The organism is Helicobacter sp. 13S00482-2 (assembly GCF_002272795.1).
Classification (GTDB): domain Bacteria; phylum Campylobacterota; class Campylobacteria; order Campylobacterales; family Helicobacteraceae; genus Helicobacter_J.
Window position 1 is genome coordinate 1 of the sequence record NZ_MLAT01000007.1, and the last position, 16,188, is coordinate 16,188.

Consider the following 16,188-nt stretch of genomic DNA (forward strand, 5'->3'; position numbering starts at 1 on the left):
TGCCAATATTGTAATTATATTTCAAATAATAAACATCGCTATAGGTTGAATTTTTAGTGATGTTGAACATATTTGCAAAACTCTGAGTGACTCTACCACAAGCTTTATCTCCACTTAAAAGACATCTGGCATCTCCTGAACTATAAACTTCAGGCCTATTGAGGTTGCCATGATCTGCAGATAAAAGCCTTATATCTGAAGATGATAGAGCTGCTTGTGCTATATCTGCTGTGAATGGCAATAAAAGCGTAGAAAGCACTAATGAAAATAAAGGAAAAAATGCTTTTTTAGAGGATTTGGGATTCACAGGTCTTGAAGGACCATCAGGGGCAAATCCTTCTCTTGTCTTTTTATCAAGACTAGCTTGAGCAGAACATGCTAACAAACTATCCCATTGCTTAGCACTACTATGGTTGTGAAAATCTCCAGAAAATCGTTCATTCCTAGATCTAGCACTCTGAGATTCTCTAGTATGATAAGGGAAATCTAATGATTTCTCAAATTCAAAACCTTCAGTATCGTTAAATTCTTCAGAATGATTTGAACAGGGAGCTTTTAAGAGATCTGAACCCCCCCCCCCAAGAGAATAATTATCACTTACATCGGTATTTTTGGCACTGATGTGCAGTATGGTACGTAAAAAATTCATTGTTGTCATAGGAATCCTTCATCATTTGAGTTGTTGTTGTTGATACATTAAATCCAGTGAAATTATACTGCATTCCAAATAAATAATGTTTAAAACATTCTTAAAAAGTAAGAAAAATCCACAGAACTTGTCATAAAAAAATCCAAAAGTAATCATTCTAAATAAACTTTTCAATCTTACAAATATCGATAAAATGGGAATTTGGAGAGTTGAGAAGACAAAATGATGTATTGAGAAAAGGATAGTTGAATAAAGTGAAAGAATTCTATTCATCAGCAGAAATTTCACTGATTTTAACTCAATTTCACTCCAAATCCCCTCTGATTTCACTCAAAAGTAAATGAAATCTCTGTTTTTTTCATTTACTTTCATTTACTTGGAATGGAATTTTAGTCTTTCTTGACCTTTTAAGCGGATTGATAAAATGAACACAATTGAATATTGAGATATGGTTAATAAGTGTTGTTGTTTATCGCTCTTAAAGGAATGAAATACACTGTGATTGATATAAAAGAAGGTTTTAATGGTGGGGGTGCAACTCCTTTGATAATCCTTTTTGATATCATTCTTAAGGCACAGGATGATGACTCCCTCCCTAGCTTCAACGAAGGGAGGAATTACCTGCTCTAAATCTGAAGGATTTTGGCTAATAACTTTATCCAATATTATCAAAAAGACCTTTCATGGCTTTCAAAATCATATTTTTTATATTTCTAGTTCAAAACTCAAAAAAAACTCTTCAAGAATATCTAACTGATATGCTCTCAAAAGAGGTGGTAATTAAGAATCTGTACATAAATCTAGAAGAATTTACTAAAAGCATTAAAACAATTGCTAGCATAAGTTTTACGTCAATAAATAATCTTTTTTCTAAATCGCTTTTTGATGTCAAACCAGATATATTTGGCTTAGGTGAGGCAGAAAGTTTGAAGATCAAGCTTAAATATTGTAATAGAAAAATTACAGATATTTTTCCAAAAAAAATCATTAATTTTTTTGAAAAAGAAAGCGATAAATTACAGTCTCTGATTTGCATTGGGAGAGATGACAACCAAATGGAATCTATTTTTAATGTTTCAAAATTTACACAAAAAATATCTATCAATATAGAAAAAGATGCATCTGGACGATACAAAGAAGATACAGTGCGAAAAAAATTTACTAGAAGAAATAGATTTTATATGACTAGCTTGTCTGTCTTATATGGTTCAAAGTATGCAAAAAGTCTATACAATGAAATTGACCCCAAAAAGCAAACCCAACGAAAAATACACACGCTAAAAGCTTATTTCATTAACAGTGCTCATTGGGCTTTAATGTGTATCGTGCTATCAATGTTGTATTTGCTATTTTCAAAAGTCAATAATGCTATTTTGAATGTGATATTTAAGAATATCTTGGTCACGGCTATTTTTATAAATTTTCTTTTCATCTATTTATTGCTCAAAATATTCATGAATAGGTTGCTTGAAGAAAATAAAGATAACTAGAATCCAATCCATAATCACTGATTTTGTGATGAGTGTTGATATTTCCATACCCTAGCCTTTTATGAATTTACAACACTAATAGCAAAATTCCGTATAAAAAACTAACTGAATCCTATCTAAACTCTATATATAGGAATCTGAATGCTTTTATTATAACATTGGATATTTAGTGTTATAATATTCCACATAATTGAAGAAGGAGTATGTTATGAAAGCATTAGATGTAGCTAAATATATTATCAATAAATGCATAGAAAAGGGCAAACCTATCAGCAATCTTCAGCTCCAAAAAATTACATATTTTGTTCATTTAGGATTTTTGAGAGAAACCCATAGAAAACTTATCGATGATGAAAGTTTTAAAGCTTGGCAATATGGACCCGTGATAAAGAGTGTCTATAATAAGTTTAGAATCTATGGTGGATTTACCATTGATGATATCCAAGAATGTCATATTGAATTAAAACCCGAAGAAGAAAAGTCAATAGATAAGATTCTAGATGAATGTATCAAGTTGAAACCTTGGGAACTTGTCCAAAGAAGCCATAATCCAGATGGTGCGTGGATAAAAGTATACAAAGATGGGGAAGACTATAAAGATATTGCAATTCCTGATAATCTAATTCAAGAGGAAGCTCTTGGATACTAATAAGAAAATTTTAGTTTTTTTAAAAAGAATTTCTACAGAAGAATTTGATACTGATGATAAATATCAAAGAGCTAAGGAAGAGATCAGAAAAATATACTCTGATAGAGATTTTAGGCATCATTATTCTGATATCACAGCCCAGATTTTAAAAAGTGCTGATCTAGAAAAACTAGTCGAAAATCTTAGAATTGTTAAGGAGGGAATAGAAGAAGATAAAGATGAAGATAGCAAACACTATCTTCATCAGCTGACTAAGCTATGGGATCATATCAACCTTGAATTCGTTCGTGTAGGATATTATAAAGATCGTTTCTCAGATATAGAAAATCGTTTATCAGATATAAACAAGTCCATAGAAAACACCCAAAACGGACTTCAAAACCTACAAGACAACAATAAGATTATTCAAACAAACATAAAAGATGCTCAAATCCAACTTCAAAACTTAAAAAAAGATAGCGAGGATATTCAAGCAAGTATCAGAAATCAACAAAACCAATACATCACCATCTTAGGAATCTTTGCCTCGATTGTTTTAACCCTTGTGGGTGGTTTTATCTTTTCAACCTCCGTGTTTGCGAACATCGATAAAAGCAGTATCTATCGACTGGTGTTTATGATGATCTTCATTTGTTGTTTTACCACGAATATTCTTTATTATCTCTTTCGCTTTATCAAAAATATAGGCGAGAAGAACCCTGATTGTATCTTTAAAGATAAGGCTATTGTCAGCTTTAATATATTGATGCTTTTTATATTGATATGCGATGGGGGTTTTTATCTTTTTTTATCTTATTGTTAGATATTTACTGCCTATGCTTTTTAATTAGCCATTCATCAAGTGGCTTTGCTAGAGTAAAATCCCCCCCCCCCTATTAGCCAAACACTCTATCTTTTTTTGACATATCCTAAATTCACAAGTCTCCATTTCATTGCATCATAAGAGACTCTAAAACGACTTGCCAATCTTTTAATAACATCTTCTAAAGTGATTTGCTCAAAATCCTCACTTTCAGTAAGCTTCTTAGCCTCATTGGCAATAAAATCACTGGGCATTAAGAGTCTTGCTGCAAAGTCGTTTGCTTTTCTTTCCATCGGGCTCACTCCGCTCCTATATAGAGTATCGTAGTCATCTTTTATAGGATTTATATATTTTTCAACATCTGGTAAAATATCATTCACGATATGCCCTAACTCGTGAGCTAGTGTGAAATTTTGTCTAGGCTCTGAGACGCCATTATTAAGCCAAATTTCAGGATAGTCATTCTTAAGATAAACGCAGCCATCTAGGGCTAATTTATCCCAATCTAATTTTTCATCAATAGTGATATTCAATCCATCTCTTATAAGTGCCTTAATATCTACGGGATTTTATTTCAAATAATTTTATAATATCCTCTGGAGTCTTGTCTATGAGCATTGTTTTTAGTTTTTCAAGCTTCATTTTCACTCCTTTTGACTAATCTTCTGTTTAATGGTACCATTTAAATCTTTAGTTTTAGAAAATTCTAGATCCTCACATTTTAGTGATTCCCTAGAATTTAAAATATTCTCTACTTCTATGTTTATAAAATTTGAAAATCTATTTTTAAATCCTTCACTCTCAAGGGCAATCTTGAGAAAATCCTCTATATTTTTTGAATCTTTTAAAACTTAATTGAGTTTATTGTTTGTATTCTCTAGAATCTCTCTTTTTGCATTTGATGATAAGGATTTCTGAAAATAGATCCCATATACTGCAATAAATACTGCCATAATTGTTACAAAAACCCCAACAATACCAATTGCCCAACCTGAGATTGTGGTGAGTGTTGACATTTCCATACCTTGGCCTTTTATAAATTTACAACACTAATAGTAAAAAAAATTCCATATTCAAGCATTTATTCTAACCAAACTCCACTGATTTGCACGAGTTGCTTAAAATGATTCTATGAGAGACTTTTAAATATCATAGAGATATAGATGCCACTTGTTTGCCTATCTACTTGTAACTCCAATTAAAACCTGTGTATATGGGTCTTCCTAGCAACTCTAAGTTGCCCTTTTCTTGTTGGCATTGATGGATTTAAAATAGCTCTGTGCTTTTTTATAAGCTTGTTTATCATTGCTAGAGTAGCTAAAACCGCAGTGGCGAGGATGGGGTTAGGAGAACCTAAATAAGGAGGAGTAATAGAGAATTTCAATACACAGAAATTAAAATCATTCTTCTTTTAAAATCAAAATAGTGTTTGTTTATAAAAATGATTTGAACCTCTTAAGCAAAATAATAAGCCATATCTCCATTACTTAGTTTTTTATATCTTACGCCCTGATATTTTGAGCTACTTATATTTTTTTCTGTCCCCAATCTGTCCCCTTTTTTTAATGAAATTAAATGAAAGTAAATGAAATTTTAGGAGTTCAATTGAAAATGATTATATCAAACAAATCTCGTATTTAGGAAAGTTTGGGAGTTAAAATGAAATAAAATGAAAGTTTAAGAAAAGGGCATAAAATGTAATGGTGGAGTGTAGGGGGTTCGAACCCCTGACCTCGACGCTGCCAGCGTCGCGCTCTCCCAGCTGAGCTAACACCCCAAAAAATAGAAAACAATAAATTCAAGAAGGTTCGTATTATACTATAAAATAAACTCTCATTCAAGAATTCAACTCCCTATAGTTTTTTAGATAGACTTCTTGCATTTGGGATTCTAATTTTTTATACCAATCACTCCCTGCTTCAGGCACAAATGAATCCAAAATCACCATCCTCATTGAATTGGTTGTGGATTCTAGGGTATCGCTATTATAAACCTTTCGACTATTGATAAGGACAATAGGTTGAACTTTGAGATTGAATTTTTCTGCTAGAAGTTTAGCTCCACTTCTAAATGGTAGAAATTTCTCCCCTCCAGAACTCCTAGTGCCTTCAGGAAAAATCACAAGAGGTCTATTTTGAGCTAGTCTCTCTTTGGCTTCTTTGAGCAAGAACACAAGACCTTTTTTGTCCTCTCTGTCAATGAGTATCATTTCAGGCCCCTTCAATGCATACCCATAATAAGGTATTTTCCCGAGCTCTTTTTTTGCAACCCAACAAATATTTCTGGGGTGATAACCCTCCAAAATAATAATATCAACATAACTTTGATGGTTCATTATAATAAGGTCGGCACTCAGATCAAAATCTCCAACTTTTTCAAGCTTGACTCCACAAAAGTCAAAAAACAAGCGGCAATACTTTCTTACTCGTCTGGCATTATGATCTCTTTTCCAGAAAAAAATAAAAAAGACAATTGCTCCCAATCCTATAGCAATAACTAAACTAGCGTAAATACCCTTTAGCTTATTTAATATCATTTTTATCTACCCATCCTGTTTTTTCATCATCGGTTTTTATCTTGTAATATTTCCCATGTCTATCAATAATCTCTACCCTCTCATCTTTGGTAGGAATTTCCAAAATGGTTGAATTATAAGTAGGTAAAATTCTTATTTTAGAGCCACTTAAAAGAATCACTTGTTGAGTATAAAATGTGTTCCAAAGGAGATAAACCAATAAAATTACAAAAAGAACCAAAAAGATTTTTCTTCTTTTAAATGCAAAATATGCAATCAAAAGAAGAATAAGAATGACCATCGTAAAAATATTTGAAAATAACAAGAAATTATTTTTAGGTTTGACATCATCTTGTGTGCTTACAATATCATCTACAGGAATAATCCTCATCTTGATAGTTTTAAATTTATCTTCTTGTAATGAAAAATATTCAAAACTAATATCTTGGATATTCTTAGGCAAAATGCAATAATAAATGCCTTCGGGATTATCTGTGTCAAAATTACTACTTTCAAATCCTTGCTTGGGAACATTGGGTATTTTCATATCTTCTAAATTTGAATTTTTGCTCTCTAATTCAAAGACTAAAATGTTATTCAGGTTATCATAAGTTTTTGTCCTATATCTACTAACACTCAATTCATCAGCGACAACACCTACATATTTTTTATTCTGATACAAATCAATGATATTTAATTTGATGGCTGGAGAGGTAGAAGAATCACTATAGCCACCATCACTTGATAGTGCAATCACTTTTAATGGGGGAATGATGGCATCAGTTGTTTTGATTTTATATTCATAAACGGCCTGATAGGAACCATCAGCGGATAATTTCCATTTGGTATTTGGGTTACGCAAAATCAATTGATTTTCATCAATCCCCCCAACAAATTCAGTACCAACAAAACGAGCATTTGAAAAAAGCAATAGACTGTAGGTGATTTTTATGTTTTGTCCTACATAAATAGAACTTTTTGAAATTTCATCAAGATTTTCAACTTTTACATAGATGATCTTTGCCTTATTTGAGTCAATCATACTTGGTGGTATTGATCCATTATCATCATCTGAGTATAAAAAATGACAAAATAGAATAAAAATAATACTCAAAAAAAGATTTTTTTTCATTTCTTCGCCCCTAGCAATCCCTTCAGCATAGACAAACCATCAGAATTTCCAAGAATTTCTTCTATGGCACGTTCTGGGTGAGGCATCAAGCCAAAAATATTCTTGTCCTTGTTGCAAACTCCTGCAATAGATTCTATTGACCCATTGGGGTTATGCACATACTCAAGCAAAATCTGAGAATTTTCTCTCATTTCTTGGAGAGTTTTTGAATCCACATAATAACTTCCATCAGCGTGTGCAATAGGCAATGAAATTTGTTGATTTTTTCCATAAGAGGATAAAAATTTATTGTTAGTTGAGACAACTTTGAGTTTTTGGGTTTTTGAAATAAATAAAAGTCTTTCGTTGCGTTTTAATGCTCCAGGAAGCAATCTTGCTTCAGTGAGTATCTGAAATCCATTGCAAATACCCAAAATAATTCCACCATTATTTGCATACGCAATAACACTCTTCATGATTGGAGCAAATCTAGCGATAGCACCACTTCGCAAATAATCTCCATAACTAAAACCACCAGGTATGACTACAAGTTCTGTATCTTTTGGAAGTGAAGTTTCTTGATGCCACAAGATAAGAGTTTCTTGATGTAAAATCTCCCTATAAACATATTCCATATCTCTTTCACAATTTGTGCCAGGAAAGCATAGAACAACTACCATCTTTTAATCTTTTTTTAATTCAATTTGATAATCTTCTATAATCGTATTTGCCAAAAGTTCTTTTGCCATTTTTTCAGCCTCTAATAATGCTTTTTGATTATCATTGTGTTCAAATTCAAGAATAATTTTTTTACTCAAACAAACTTTAGCAACATCTAAAAATCCCAGAGATTTTAGTCCCTGGTGAATAGCTCTAGCTTGTGGATCTAAAACACCACGCTTCAAACTCACATTGATTTCAATAATCATCTAGTAACCCTTAAGATAATATTCTATTTAAAACTTCTTCATAAGCAAGTTTAACATTTCCTAAATCCTGTCTAAATCGATCTTTATCAAGCTTCTCGTTCGTGTCTTTATCCCAAAATCTACAACTATCAGGACTGATTTCATCAGCAAGAATGATATTTCCATCAGCATCCTTGCCAAATTCTAACTTAAAATCAATCAGCTTAAGATTTTTAGAATCAAAAAATTGTTTTAAAACAGAATTTATTTTTCTGGCCTGATGTCTTAGAAAATCCAACTCTTGGACATCTTGAGTAATATCAAGTATCTTGCAATGCTCATCATTAATAAGTGGATCTCCAAGGGCATCATCTTTGTAGTAAAATTCTACAAGCGAAAAGGGCAAAACCTTTCCATCTAAAATTCCTAAACGCTTTGTCAAAGATCCTGTAGCAACGTTTCTAACAACCACCTCAATGGGAATAATTTTCACTTCTTTGCAAAGGATATTTTTAGAATCAATTCGCTTAATAAAATGAGTTTTAATGTCATTTTTTTCTAAAAGCTCAAACAAAAAAGAAGTGATTTGACAATTAAGTTCACCTTTGCCACTTTCACTTCCTTTTTTTTCGGCATTAAAAGCCGTCAAATCATCCTTAAATTCAGCAACTAGAATACTTTCTTTATGCGTACTATAAAGCTTCTTTCCTTTTCCTTCATATAGCATTTTCACCTTATCCATTATTGAGCCTTAGTTTTTCCTGATATTTTAATAATATTCCAAGCTTTAAGCACATCAATAGCTGTTTTTAGCTGAATGTCAGTATTGATATCTTTTTGAGTGATTAGCTTGATATCTTCTATTTTTTTTGTTTCAGATTTTTTATCTGCTTTTTCAGCAGATTTTTTATTTCCAGCTTCATTGTTTGTTTTTTGTAACTCATTTTCCAAATGATTTCTTAAATCTGCTTCTTTTATTTCAAAGCTACTTTCATTTTGAGGAACAAGACCTGGATGTACCAATATATCGGGTTTGATTCCAATAGCTTGAATAGTTCTGCCACTAGGGAGATAGTATTTTGCTGTGGTCAATTTGATTGCTTCTGTTTTGTCGATAGGAAGAACGACTTGAACGCTCCCTTTTCCAAATGTATTTTCACCAACAATAATCGCCCTATCGTGATCTTGCAATGCTCCTGAAACAATCTCACTGGCACTAGCAGTTCCACCATTAACTAGCACAACAATAGGAAGATTTGCATAAGGTGCATTTCCATTAGCCTTATACTCAACATTTTCTTCTTTAATCTTTCCTTTTTGAGAAACAATCACTCCGCTTTTTATAAATAGATCTGATAAACCCACGGCCTGATTGAGTAATCCACCTGGATTATTTCTAAGATCTAAAACAATTCCTTCAATTTTGTTTGATTTTTTTAGTTCATTCAGAACGCTTTGGGTGACATTTTTATCAAAAGAATTCACTCTTATGTAAAGATAATCGGTACCATCTATTTTTCTAGAATGCACGGATTTGACCTTGATAATATCTCTAGTGATATCAAAATCTAAAGGCTTTGATTCCCCTTTTCTAACAACCGTTAATTTTACAGAAGTCTTCGGTTTTCCACGCATAATATTAACAGCGTCATCAATGCTCATATTTAAGGTGCTCTCGCCATTAATTTTAAGAATCACATCTCCGCTTTTAAGTCCTGCTTTTTGTGCAGGTGTATCATCTAAGGGTGCAATAATTGTCAAAGCACCATCTTTCATTCCAATTGTGATGCCCAATCCTCCGAACTCACCATCAGTTTGCACCTTCAAATCTTTGAATTTTTTCTCTGTCAGATAGCCTGAATGGGCATCTAAATTGGTCATCAAGCCATCAATAGCTTTATCAACAATTTCATTGATATTAATATCATCAACATAATAGGCTTCAACGGTATTTATTATTTTTGTGAGCTTATTGTAGGCTTGTATTCTCTGTTGTTGCGTTATGGATGCATTTTTTTCTTCCTGAGCAGAAAGTCCGCTAAACAATAAAGATGTACTTAAAAATGAAACCAGTACGCCAGAAACCAGATATCTATTCATCACAAACCGCCTATGAATTTTATTTTGGACTTAATTCTATCTAAAATTTTGATTTTTTTCATTAAACAATACTATTATTATTGTCTAAATCTTATCGTAATGTCAAAGAATCTCAAATTTAAAATGATAAAACCTTAGCATAAAGCAATAAAATAACTTGACATTATTAGACTAAACTTATATAATGACATCATATATAATTTTATCTAAGGAGTCAGCTATGAATATATTTGACAAAATGACCAATCAATTAAAAGAAACCCTTGATCAAGCTGTTTCTTTGTCTGTACATTCAAAAAACCAAGAGGTTGATACCACTCATTTAATATGGGCAATGCTTGCTAATACCCAATCAGTACTCAATCAATGCCTTAATAAAATGAACATAGATAAGGTAAATTTAGAATTTGAAGCAAAAGCCCTTGTGGATAAACTACCAAAGGTTTCAAACATTTCAAAAGAAAATATAACACTCAGTAAAAATCTCCAAGAAAATCTGCATCAAGCTGAAGGGTTTGCAACAAAAAATGGTGATAAATATATTGCACTTGATAGTTTTATCATCGCGAATCTGAAGACAGAGAGCTTCATGAATGTTTTTTCAAAATATATAGATATGACAGAACTTAAAAAAACTCTAGAAGCTATGCGTGGAGGAGTAAAGATACAAAATGAAAACGATGATGCCAATCTTGAATCTTTGGAGAAGTTTGGTATAGATTTGACAAAAAAAGCACTCGAAAATACTCTAGATCCTGTTATTGGTAGAGATGAAGAAATCTCTAGAATGATGCAAATACTAATAAGAAAAACAAAAAATAATCCTATCTTGTTAGGAGAACCAGGTGTGGGTAAAACTGCTGTTGTAGAAGGACTAGCACAAAGAATAGTGAGAAAAGAAGTTCCTTTGTCATTACAAAATAAACGTGTCATAGCCCTTGATATGAGTGCTTTAGTTGCAGGAGCAAAATATCGAGGAGAGTTTGAAGAAAGACTCAAAAAAGTCATAGAAGAAGTTAAAAAAGCTGGAAATATTGTACTCTTTATTGATGAAATTCATACCATCGTAGGGGCAGGTGCTTCTGAAGGCAGTATGGATGCAGCAAATATATTAAAACCTGCACTTGCAAGAGGAGAACTTCACACGATAGGAGCTACAACACTCAAAGAATATCGAAAATATTTTGAAAAAGATGCGGCTCTTACAAGAAGATTTCAACCTATTAATTTAAATGAACCAAGCGTGAATGAAGCTTTAGGGATCTTAAGAGGAATAAAAGAAAAACTAGAAGCTCATCATAATGTAAATATAACAGATTCAGCACTTGTTGCTGCAGCCAAGCTAAGTAACCGATATATCACTGAGCGATTTTTACCCGATAAAGCCATAGATCTTATTGATGAGGCAGCAGCAGAACTAAAAATGCAAATTGAGTCCGAACCAACAGAGTTATCTAGTATAAAACGTCAAATCCAACGTCTTGAAGTTGAAAAACAAGCATTGAATATGGAAAAAAAAGAAAGCAATCAGGCAAGAATTGAAGAAATAGAGAAAGAACTTATCAATGCCATTGAAGAAAAGAATCTCTTAGAAGCTCAATTTGAAAACGAAAAAAATGTTTTCAGACAAATCGCACAAATCAAAAGTGATATAGATTCACTAAGGCGCGAATCTGAACTTGCCAAAAGAGATGGGAATTACAACAAGGCAGCTGAGATTGATTATAGCAAAATCCCTGAAAATGAGGCAAAAGAAAAAGAACTCAATGCGAAATGGGATAAAATGCAATCAGAAGGAACATTGCTTAAAAATGCAGTGACAGAAGAAAGTATCGCAGGAGTAGTGAGTAGATGGACACAAATCCCAATAAAAAAGATGCTTCAAAGTGAAAAAGATAAGATATTGAATACTGAAAATGAGCTTAGAAAAACTGTGGTTGGCCAAGAAAAGGCTCTCAAGGCAATTTCTAGAGTTATCAAGAGAAACAAAGCTGGATTGAGTGAAAATAACCGACCTATTGGAAGTTTCTTGTTCTTGGGTCCTACAGGAGTTGGAAAAACTCAAAGTGCAAAATCATTGGCTCAGTTTCTTTTTGATAGTGATAAAAATCTTATTAGAATTGATATGAGTGAATATATGGAAAAACACGCTGCAAGTCGCTTAGTAGGAGCTCCTCCAGGATATGTTGGATATGAAGAGGGCGGACAACTCACTGAGGCTGTGAGAAGAAAACCTTATTCTGTAGTGCTATTTGATGAAATTGAAAAAGCACATCCTGATGTTTTTAATATTCTTTTACAAGTTCTTGATGATGGTAGGCTTACAGATAACAAAGGAGTAACAATTGATTTTAAAAATACTATCATCATTCTCACAAGCAATATCGCCAGTGATAAAATAATAGAAATTAAAGATCAGAAAGAAAAAGTAGCAACAGTAAATGAAGCTCTCAAAAAATACTTTAAACCTGAATTTTTAAATCGCCTTGATGATATTGTTATTTTCAATCCATTAGATATTCAAGGTATTGTAGAAATTGTAGAAATTATGTTTGAAGATATTGCTAAAAAGGCGATCGAAAGAGGTATCCAAATCAAGATCACTCAAGCAGCCAAAGAGTTTATAGCAAAAGCAGGATTTGATCCTGTTTATGGTGCTAGACCACTCAAAAGAGCACTCTATGAAAAAATCGAAGATACTCTAGCAGAATTAATACTAGAAGACAAAGTTAAAGAAGGCAATGAGGTCATTTTTGATACAAAAGATGAAGAGATAATCGCAAAAATAAACTGACTAGCTTTCTCCTGCAAGTCGCGGGAGAAGCCACTTCATATCAATAAGTTTATTGACAATTCACGCATTCAATGGATCTATCCATGACATTATCATCAATCGTAGGACTTTCGCTTCTGAGATAATAAGTGGATTTCAAACCAAGTTTCCATGCGAGCATATAAATATCATTCAAAAGCTTTCCACTTGCTTTTTCAAGACGCATAAAAATATTTGTACTTTGACCTTGATCTATCCATTTTTGTCTGATTGCTGCGGCTTTGATTAGTTCAAATTGTTCAATATCATATGCGGAAGTATAATATTCAAAGGTATCAAGAGTAAGATTGGGTACAACTACAGGAATCATTCCACTTAAATTATGCTCAAACCATTTCTTTTTATAAATAGGCTCTATAGTTTGAGTCGTTCCTGCAAGAATGGAGATTGAACTTGTAGGTGCAATTGCCATCAAATAACCATTCCGCATACCCTGATTCTTTACGGTTTCTCTGAGGGCAGACCAATCACAACTACTACCAAAAAGTCCTCCACGATCTACAAGCTTAAGAGCTTCCTTATTTGCCCTATCAATTGGAAAAATTCCCTTACTCCAATTTGAGCCTTCATATTGAGGATATTTGCCCTTTTCTTTTGCAAGATTTGAACTTGATAAAATTGCATTGTAACTGATAGCTTCCATAATTTCATCAATTTTTTGAAAATGCTTTTCAGAGCCCCAATGTATTTTTTGGGTAGCTAACATTTCTGCCTCTCCCATCACGCCAAGTCCAATGGCACGATTTTGTGCATTGGTTGCTTTTACCTTACGATTAGGATAAAAATTCAAATCAATAACATTATCAAGCATACGAACAGCAATAGGAATAACTCTTTGAATATCCTCTTGTGTGTGGATTTTGCTCAGATTCACACTAGCAAGGTTGCACACTGCGGTTTCTCCATCAACTTGTTTTTTAGTCGTGATAAATATCTTTTTTCCATTGAGCGAATCAATATTGGTCAGTTTATTGGCTTTTTTTATGATACCAACATCGGTAGTGACTTCATCTTTTTCCTCAAAGTACTCCATAGTGCCATCACAATATTCTACTTGCACCACATAATGGCTAGGGCTTGTATTTTGAAAAATTTCAGTGCAGAGATTTGAACTTCTTATAATCCCGACATGTGGATTAGGATTTGCTCGATTTGCTGTATCCTTAAAACATAAAAAAGGCAGTCCAGACTCAAAATAATTGGTCAAAATCTTCTTCCAAAGTTCTTTTGCTTTGACAGTGCCTTTAATTATCGAAGGATCATTTTCATATTCAATGTATCGTTTTTCAAAATCTTCGCCATATAACTCCGTGAGATCACTACACTGATAAGAATCAAAAAGACTCCACAAGCCATCTTCTTGAACCCTTTTCATAAATAAATCACAGATCCAAAGTGCAGGAAAAAGATCGTGAGCACGCAATCTTTCTTCGCCACTATTTTTACGCAAATCAATAAAACTATCAATATCATTATGCCAAACTTCAAGATAAGTTGCTATGGCTCCCTTTCTAGTACCAAGCTGATCTACAGCAATAGCAACATCATTGGCAATCTTTAAAAACGGAACAACACCCCCTGCAGCTTTTTGGTGATCATCTATAAAACTTCCCATACCTCTAACTCGGCTAAAATCCCAACCAATACCACCGCCATATTTAGATAATAATGCCATTTCCTTATAAGCATCAAAAATACCTTCAATATTATCTGGCGTACTTCCTATGTAGCAAGAACTCAATTGATGACGGGTTGTTCTAGCATTCGCCAAAGTGGGTGTGGCAGTCACAACTTCAAATTTACTGATAACATCATAAAACTTAACTGCCCATTCGTTGCGATTTTCTTTTTCATCTTGTGCTAAAAACATTCCAATTGCCATAAACATATGTTGAGGAAGCTCAATAGGATTATCTTGCCTATCTTTTATGAGATATCTATCATAGAGAGTTTTTATTCCCAAATAATTAAACTGCAAATCTCTATCAGGTCTAATTTGTGCATTCAAAAATTCTAAATCGTATTTTTCTTTAAATCCTTTGAGAATTTTTCCTTCTTTTTCTGCCCTATCAAAATACTCTCTCAAAGTGTTGTAACCCGTGAATCCTGTCACCTTATGATAAAGATCATACAAAAATAATCTAGCTGCTACAAATGTCCAATTAGGAGTATCCATATCAATCTTATCCACGGCTGTTTTAATCAATGTTTGTTGAATGTCTTCGGTGGTAATTTTATCTTTGAAATGGATTTTAGCATCCACTTCAAGCTCACTTTGACTCACACCAGTGAGATCCTTTACAGCACTTGAAGTGTACTTTTGTATTTTTGAGATATCCAGGACTTCGACTCTCCCGTTACGTTTTATAACCGTTATCACAAGGGACTCCTAATATTTTATTTATATTCGACTAGTTCATCAATGCTAATACGATACTTACTTGCAGGTTGTTCTTTTAAGCGATAGCCAAAAGGAACAATCAAAACAATCCTTTCTTTGAAAGTATCAATACCAAAAAGCTTTTCTAAAGAGGATTGCTCAAATCCCTCCATAGGACAAGAATCAATCCCCAAAGAAGCGGCACAACTCATCATTGAACTTGCCATCAAATAAGCTTGTCTAGCTGTCCAATTGATAATATTCTCTCCCAGAAGATCGTTTGCAACCAAAAAACCTCTGATTCTTTGCTTATAGGCCTCATAAGCGGATTTATCATTAGCCATACGACGAGATACCATCTTATCAACATAATCGCTAGGTGCCTTCAGATCAGCAACTTTGGATTTAAAGACGACAAGCTCACTAGCTGTGGTTATTTGTTCTTGATTCCAACACAATGGTTTCATCTTCTCTTTAAGGTCTTTATCTCTTATGATCATAAGCCTTGTGGGTTCTAGACCAAAAGAACTTGGTGAAAGTCTTCCAGATTCCAAAATCAGCTCAAAATCTTCAGAAGATATTTTTTTACTTGTATCAAATATCTTACAGGCATGTCTAAAACGCAATATATCGATAAAATTATTTTGTTTCATTTTGAGATCCTAAAAAAAATTATTAAATAATAATAAAACTATTTTAAAAGTAAGCTTTTACTATTAATGACTATTAATCATTTTGCCAAATTATATTT

Annotated in this window: 16 protein-coding genes and 1 tRNA gene; 5 read left to right on the plus strand and 12 right to left on the minus strand. The window is 32.9% G+C overall.

Annotation, left to right across the window (positions count from 1 at the left end; genetic code table 11):
* Positions 1–658, minus strand: a 658-nt coding sequence (locus BKH42_RS04650) for a hypothetical protein (RefSeq protein WP_143428549.1), incomplete at its 3' end; no start/stop codon positions are given.
* Between the two features lie 450 nt (positions 659–1,108).
* On the opposite strand from BKH42_RS04650, the gene BKH42_RS09475 reads away from it, so the two are divergent.
* The 4 genes from BKH42_RS09475 to BKH42_RS04665 all read left to right on the plus strand — a co-directional run bounded on the left by BKH42_RS09475 (position 1,109) and on the right by BKH42_RS04665 (position 3,590).
* Complete coding sequence (locus BKH42_RS09475) at positions 1,109–1,279, plus strand: hypothetical protein (RefSeq protein WP_180673977.1); 171 nt, start codon at positions 1,109–1,111, stop codon at positions 1,277–1,279.
* Between the two features lie 53 nt (positions 1,280–1,332).
* A complete protein-coding gene (locus tag BKH42_RS04655) occupies positions 1,333–2,139 on the plus strand; it encodes a hypothetical protein (protein ID WP_095295399.1) in 807 nt (268 codons plus the stop codon).
* 208 nt (positions 2,140–2,347) lie between these two features.
* Positions 2,348–2,788 carry a type II toxin-antitoxin system antitoxin SocA domain-containing protein gene (locus BKH42_RS04660; RefSeq protein WP_095295401.1) on the plus strand — a complete coding sequence of 147 codons (441 nt, stop codon included), beginning with the start codon at positions 2,348–2,350 and terminating at the stop codon, positions 2,786–2,788.
* The gene (locus tag BKH42_RS04665; protein ID WP_095295403.1) at positions 2,778–3,590 is read left to right on the plus strand and encodes a hypothetical protein; all 813 of its coding nucleotides are present in this window, start codon (positions 2,778–2,780) and stop codon (positions 3,588–3,590) included. The genes BKH42_RS04660 and BKH42_RS04665 overlap by 11 nt, the downstream gene beginning before the upstream one ends.
* Positions 3,591–3,676: 86 nt before the next feature.
* Here BKH42_RS04665 and BKH42_RS04670 read toward each other — a convergent pair whose 3' ends face one another.
* The 9 genes from BKH42_RS04670 to BKH42_RS04705 all read right to left on the minus strand — a co-directional run bounded on the left by BKH42_RS04670 (position 3,677) and on the right by BKH42_RS04705 (position 10,224).
* Positions 3,677–4,123 (minus strand): ImmA/IrrE family metallo-endopeptidase, encoded by a 447-nt coding sequence (locus BKH42_RS04670; protein ID WP_180673978.1) that lies wholly within the window; start codon positions 4,121–4,123, stop codon positions 3,677–3,679.
* A 318-nt stretch (positions 4,124–4,441) separates the two neighbouring features.
* The gene (locus BKH42_RS09480) at positions 4,442–4,612 is read right to left on the minus strand and encodes a hypothetical protein (protein ID WP_180673979.1); all 171 of its coding nucleotides are present in this window, start codon (positions 4,610–4,612) and stop codon (positions 4,442–4,444) included.
* A gap of 679 nt (positions 4,613–5,291) precedes the next feature.
* Positions 5,292–5,367, minus strand: a tRNA-Ala gene (locus tag BKH42_RS04675).
* A 60-nt stretch (positions 5,368–5,427) separates the two neighbouring features.
* Positions 5,428–6,126: a lysophospholipid acyltransferase family protein gene (locus tag BKH42_RS04680; RefSeq protein ID WP_095295407.1), complete on the minus strand. Its 699-nt coding sequence runs from the start codon at positions 6,124–6,126 to the stop codon at positions 5,428–5,430.
* Positions 6,113–7,237, minus strand: a complete 1,125-nt coding sequence (locus BKH42_RS04685) for a GW dipeptide domain-containing protein (RefSeq protein WP_095295409.1) — start codon at positions 7,235–7,237, stop codon at positions 6,113–6,115. Before BKH42_RS04685 ends, BKH42_RS04680 begins: the two co-directional genes overlap by 14 nt.
* Positions 7,234–7,896 carry a phosphoribosylformylglycinamidine synthase subunit PurQ gene (purQ, locus tag BKH42_RS04690; protein WP_095295411.1) on the minus strand — a complete coding sequence of 221 codons (663 nt, stop codon included), beginning with the start codon at positions 7,894–7,896 and terminating at the stop codon, positions 7,234–7,236. The genes BKH42_RS04685 and purQ overlap by 4 nt, the downstream gene beginning before the upstream one ends.
* Positions 7,897–7,899: 3 nt before the next feature.
* Complete coding sequence (purS, locus tag BKH42_RS04695) at positions 7,900–8,145, minus strand: phosphoribosylformylglycinamidine synthase subunit PurS (protein ID WP_095295413.1); 246 nt, start codon at positions 8,143–8,145, stop codon at positions 7,900–7,902.
* 10 nt (positions 8,146–8,155) lie between these two features.
* The gene (gene purC / locus BKH42_RS04700; RefSeq protein ID WP_095295415.1) at positions 8,156–8,866 is read right to left on the minus strand and encodes a phosphoribosylaminoimidazolesuccinocarboxamide synthase; all 711 of its coding nucleotides are present in this window, start codon (positions 8,864–8,866) and stop codon (positions 8,156–8,158) included.
* Positions 8,866–10,224, minus strand: a complete 1,359-nt coding sequence (locus BKH42_RS04705) for a S41 family peptidase (RefSeq protein ID WP_095295417.1) — start codon at positions 10,222–10,224, stop codon at positions 8,866–8,868. The genes purC and BKH42_RS04705 overlap by 1 nt, the downstream gene beginning before the upstream one ends.
* Positions 10,225–10,444: 220 nt before the next feature.
* On the opposite strand from BKH42_RS04705, the gene BKH42_RS04710 reads away from it, so the two are divergent.
* Entirely contained in the window at positions 10,445–13,018 is a 2,574-nt protein-coding gene (locus BKH42_RS04710) for an AAA family ATPase (protein WP_095295419.1), read from the plus strand.
* Positions 13,019–13,067: 49 nt separating this feature from the next.
* Here BKH42_RS04710 and BKH42_RS04715 read toward each other — a convergent pair whose 3' ends face one another.
* Both BKH42_RS04715 and BKH42_RS04720 read right to left on the minus strand, forming a co-directional pair.
* A complete protein-coding gene (locus BKH42_RS04715) occupies positions 13,068–15,437 on the minus strand; it encodes a ribonucleoside-diphosphate reductase subunit alpha (RefSeq protein WP_095295421.1) in 2,370 nt (789 codons plus the stop codon).
* Between the two features lie 17 nt (positions 15,438–15,454).
* On the minus strand, positions 15,455–16,090 hold the full coding sequence (locus tag BKH42_RS04720) for an NAD(P)H-dependent oxidoreductase (RefSeq protein WP_095295423.1): 636 nt from the start codon (positions 16,088–16,090) through the stop codon (positions 15,455–15,457).
* Between the last annotated feature and the right edge of the window lie 98 nt (positions 16,091–16,188).

Coding starts and splice junctions, on each gene's coding strand:
- BKH42_RS04655 (WP_095295399.1), top strand. CDS start 1,333: ATGGCTTTCAAAATCATATTTTTTATATTTCTAGTTCAAAACTCAAAA.
- BKH42_RS04660 (WP_095295401.1), top strand. CDS start 2,348: ATGAAAGCATTAGATGTAGCTAAATATATTATCAATAAATGCATAGAA.
- BKH42_RS09480 (WP_180673979.1), bottom strand. CDS start 4,612: ATGGAAATGTCAACACTCACCACAATCTCAGGTTGGGCAATTGGTATT.
- BKH42_RS04680 (WP_095295407.1), bottom strand. CDS start 6,126: ATGATATTAAATAAGCTAAAGGGTATTTACGCTAGTTTAGTTATTGCT.
- BKH42_RS04685 (WP_095295409.1), bottom strand. CDS start 7,237: ATGAAAAAAAATCTTTTTTTGAGTATTATTTTTATTCTATTTTGTCAT.
- purQ (WP_095295411.1), bottom strand. CDS start 7,896: ATGGTAGTTGTTCTATGCTTTCCTGGCACAAATTGTGAAAGAGATATG.
- purS (WP_095295413.1), bottom strand. CDS start 8,145: ATGATTATTGAAATCAATGTGAGTTTGAAGCGTGGTGTTTTAGATCCA.
- purC (WP_095295415.1), bottom strand. CDS start 8,866: ATGGATAAGGTGAAAATGCTATATGAAGGAAAAGGAAAGAAGCTTTAT.
- BKH42_RS04705 (WP_095295417.1), bottom strand. CDS start 10,224: ATGAATAGATATCTGGTTTCTGGCGTACTGGTTTCATTTTTAAGTACA.
- BKH42_RS04710 (WP_095295419.1), top strand. CDS start 10,445: ATGAATATATTTGACAAAATGACCAATCAATTAAAAGAAACCCTTGAT.
- BKH42_RS04720 (WP_095295423.1), bottom strand. CDS start 16,090: ATGAAACAAAATAATTTTATCGATATATTGCGTTTTAGACATGCCTGT.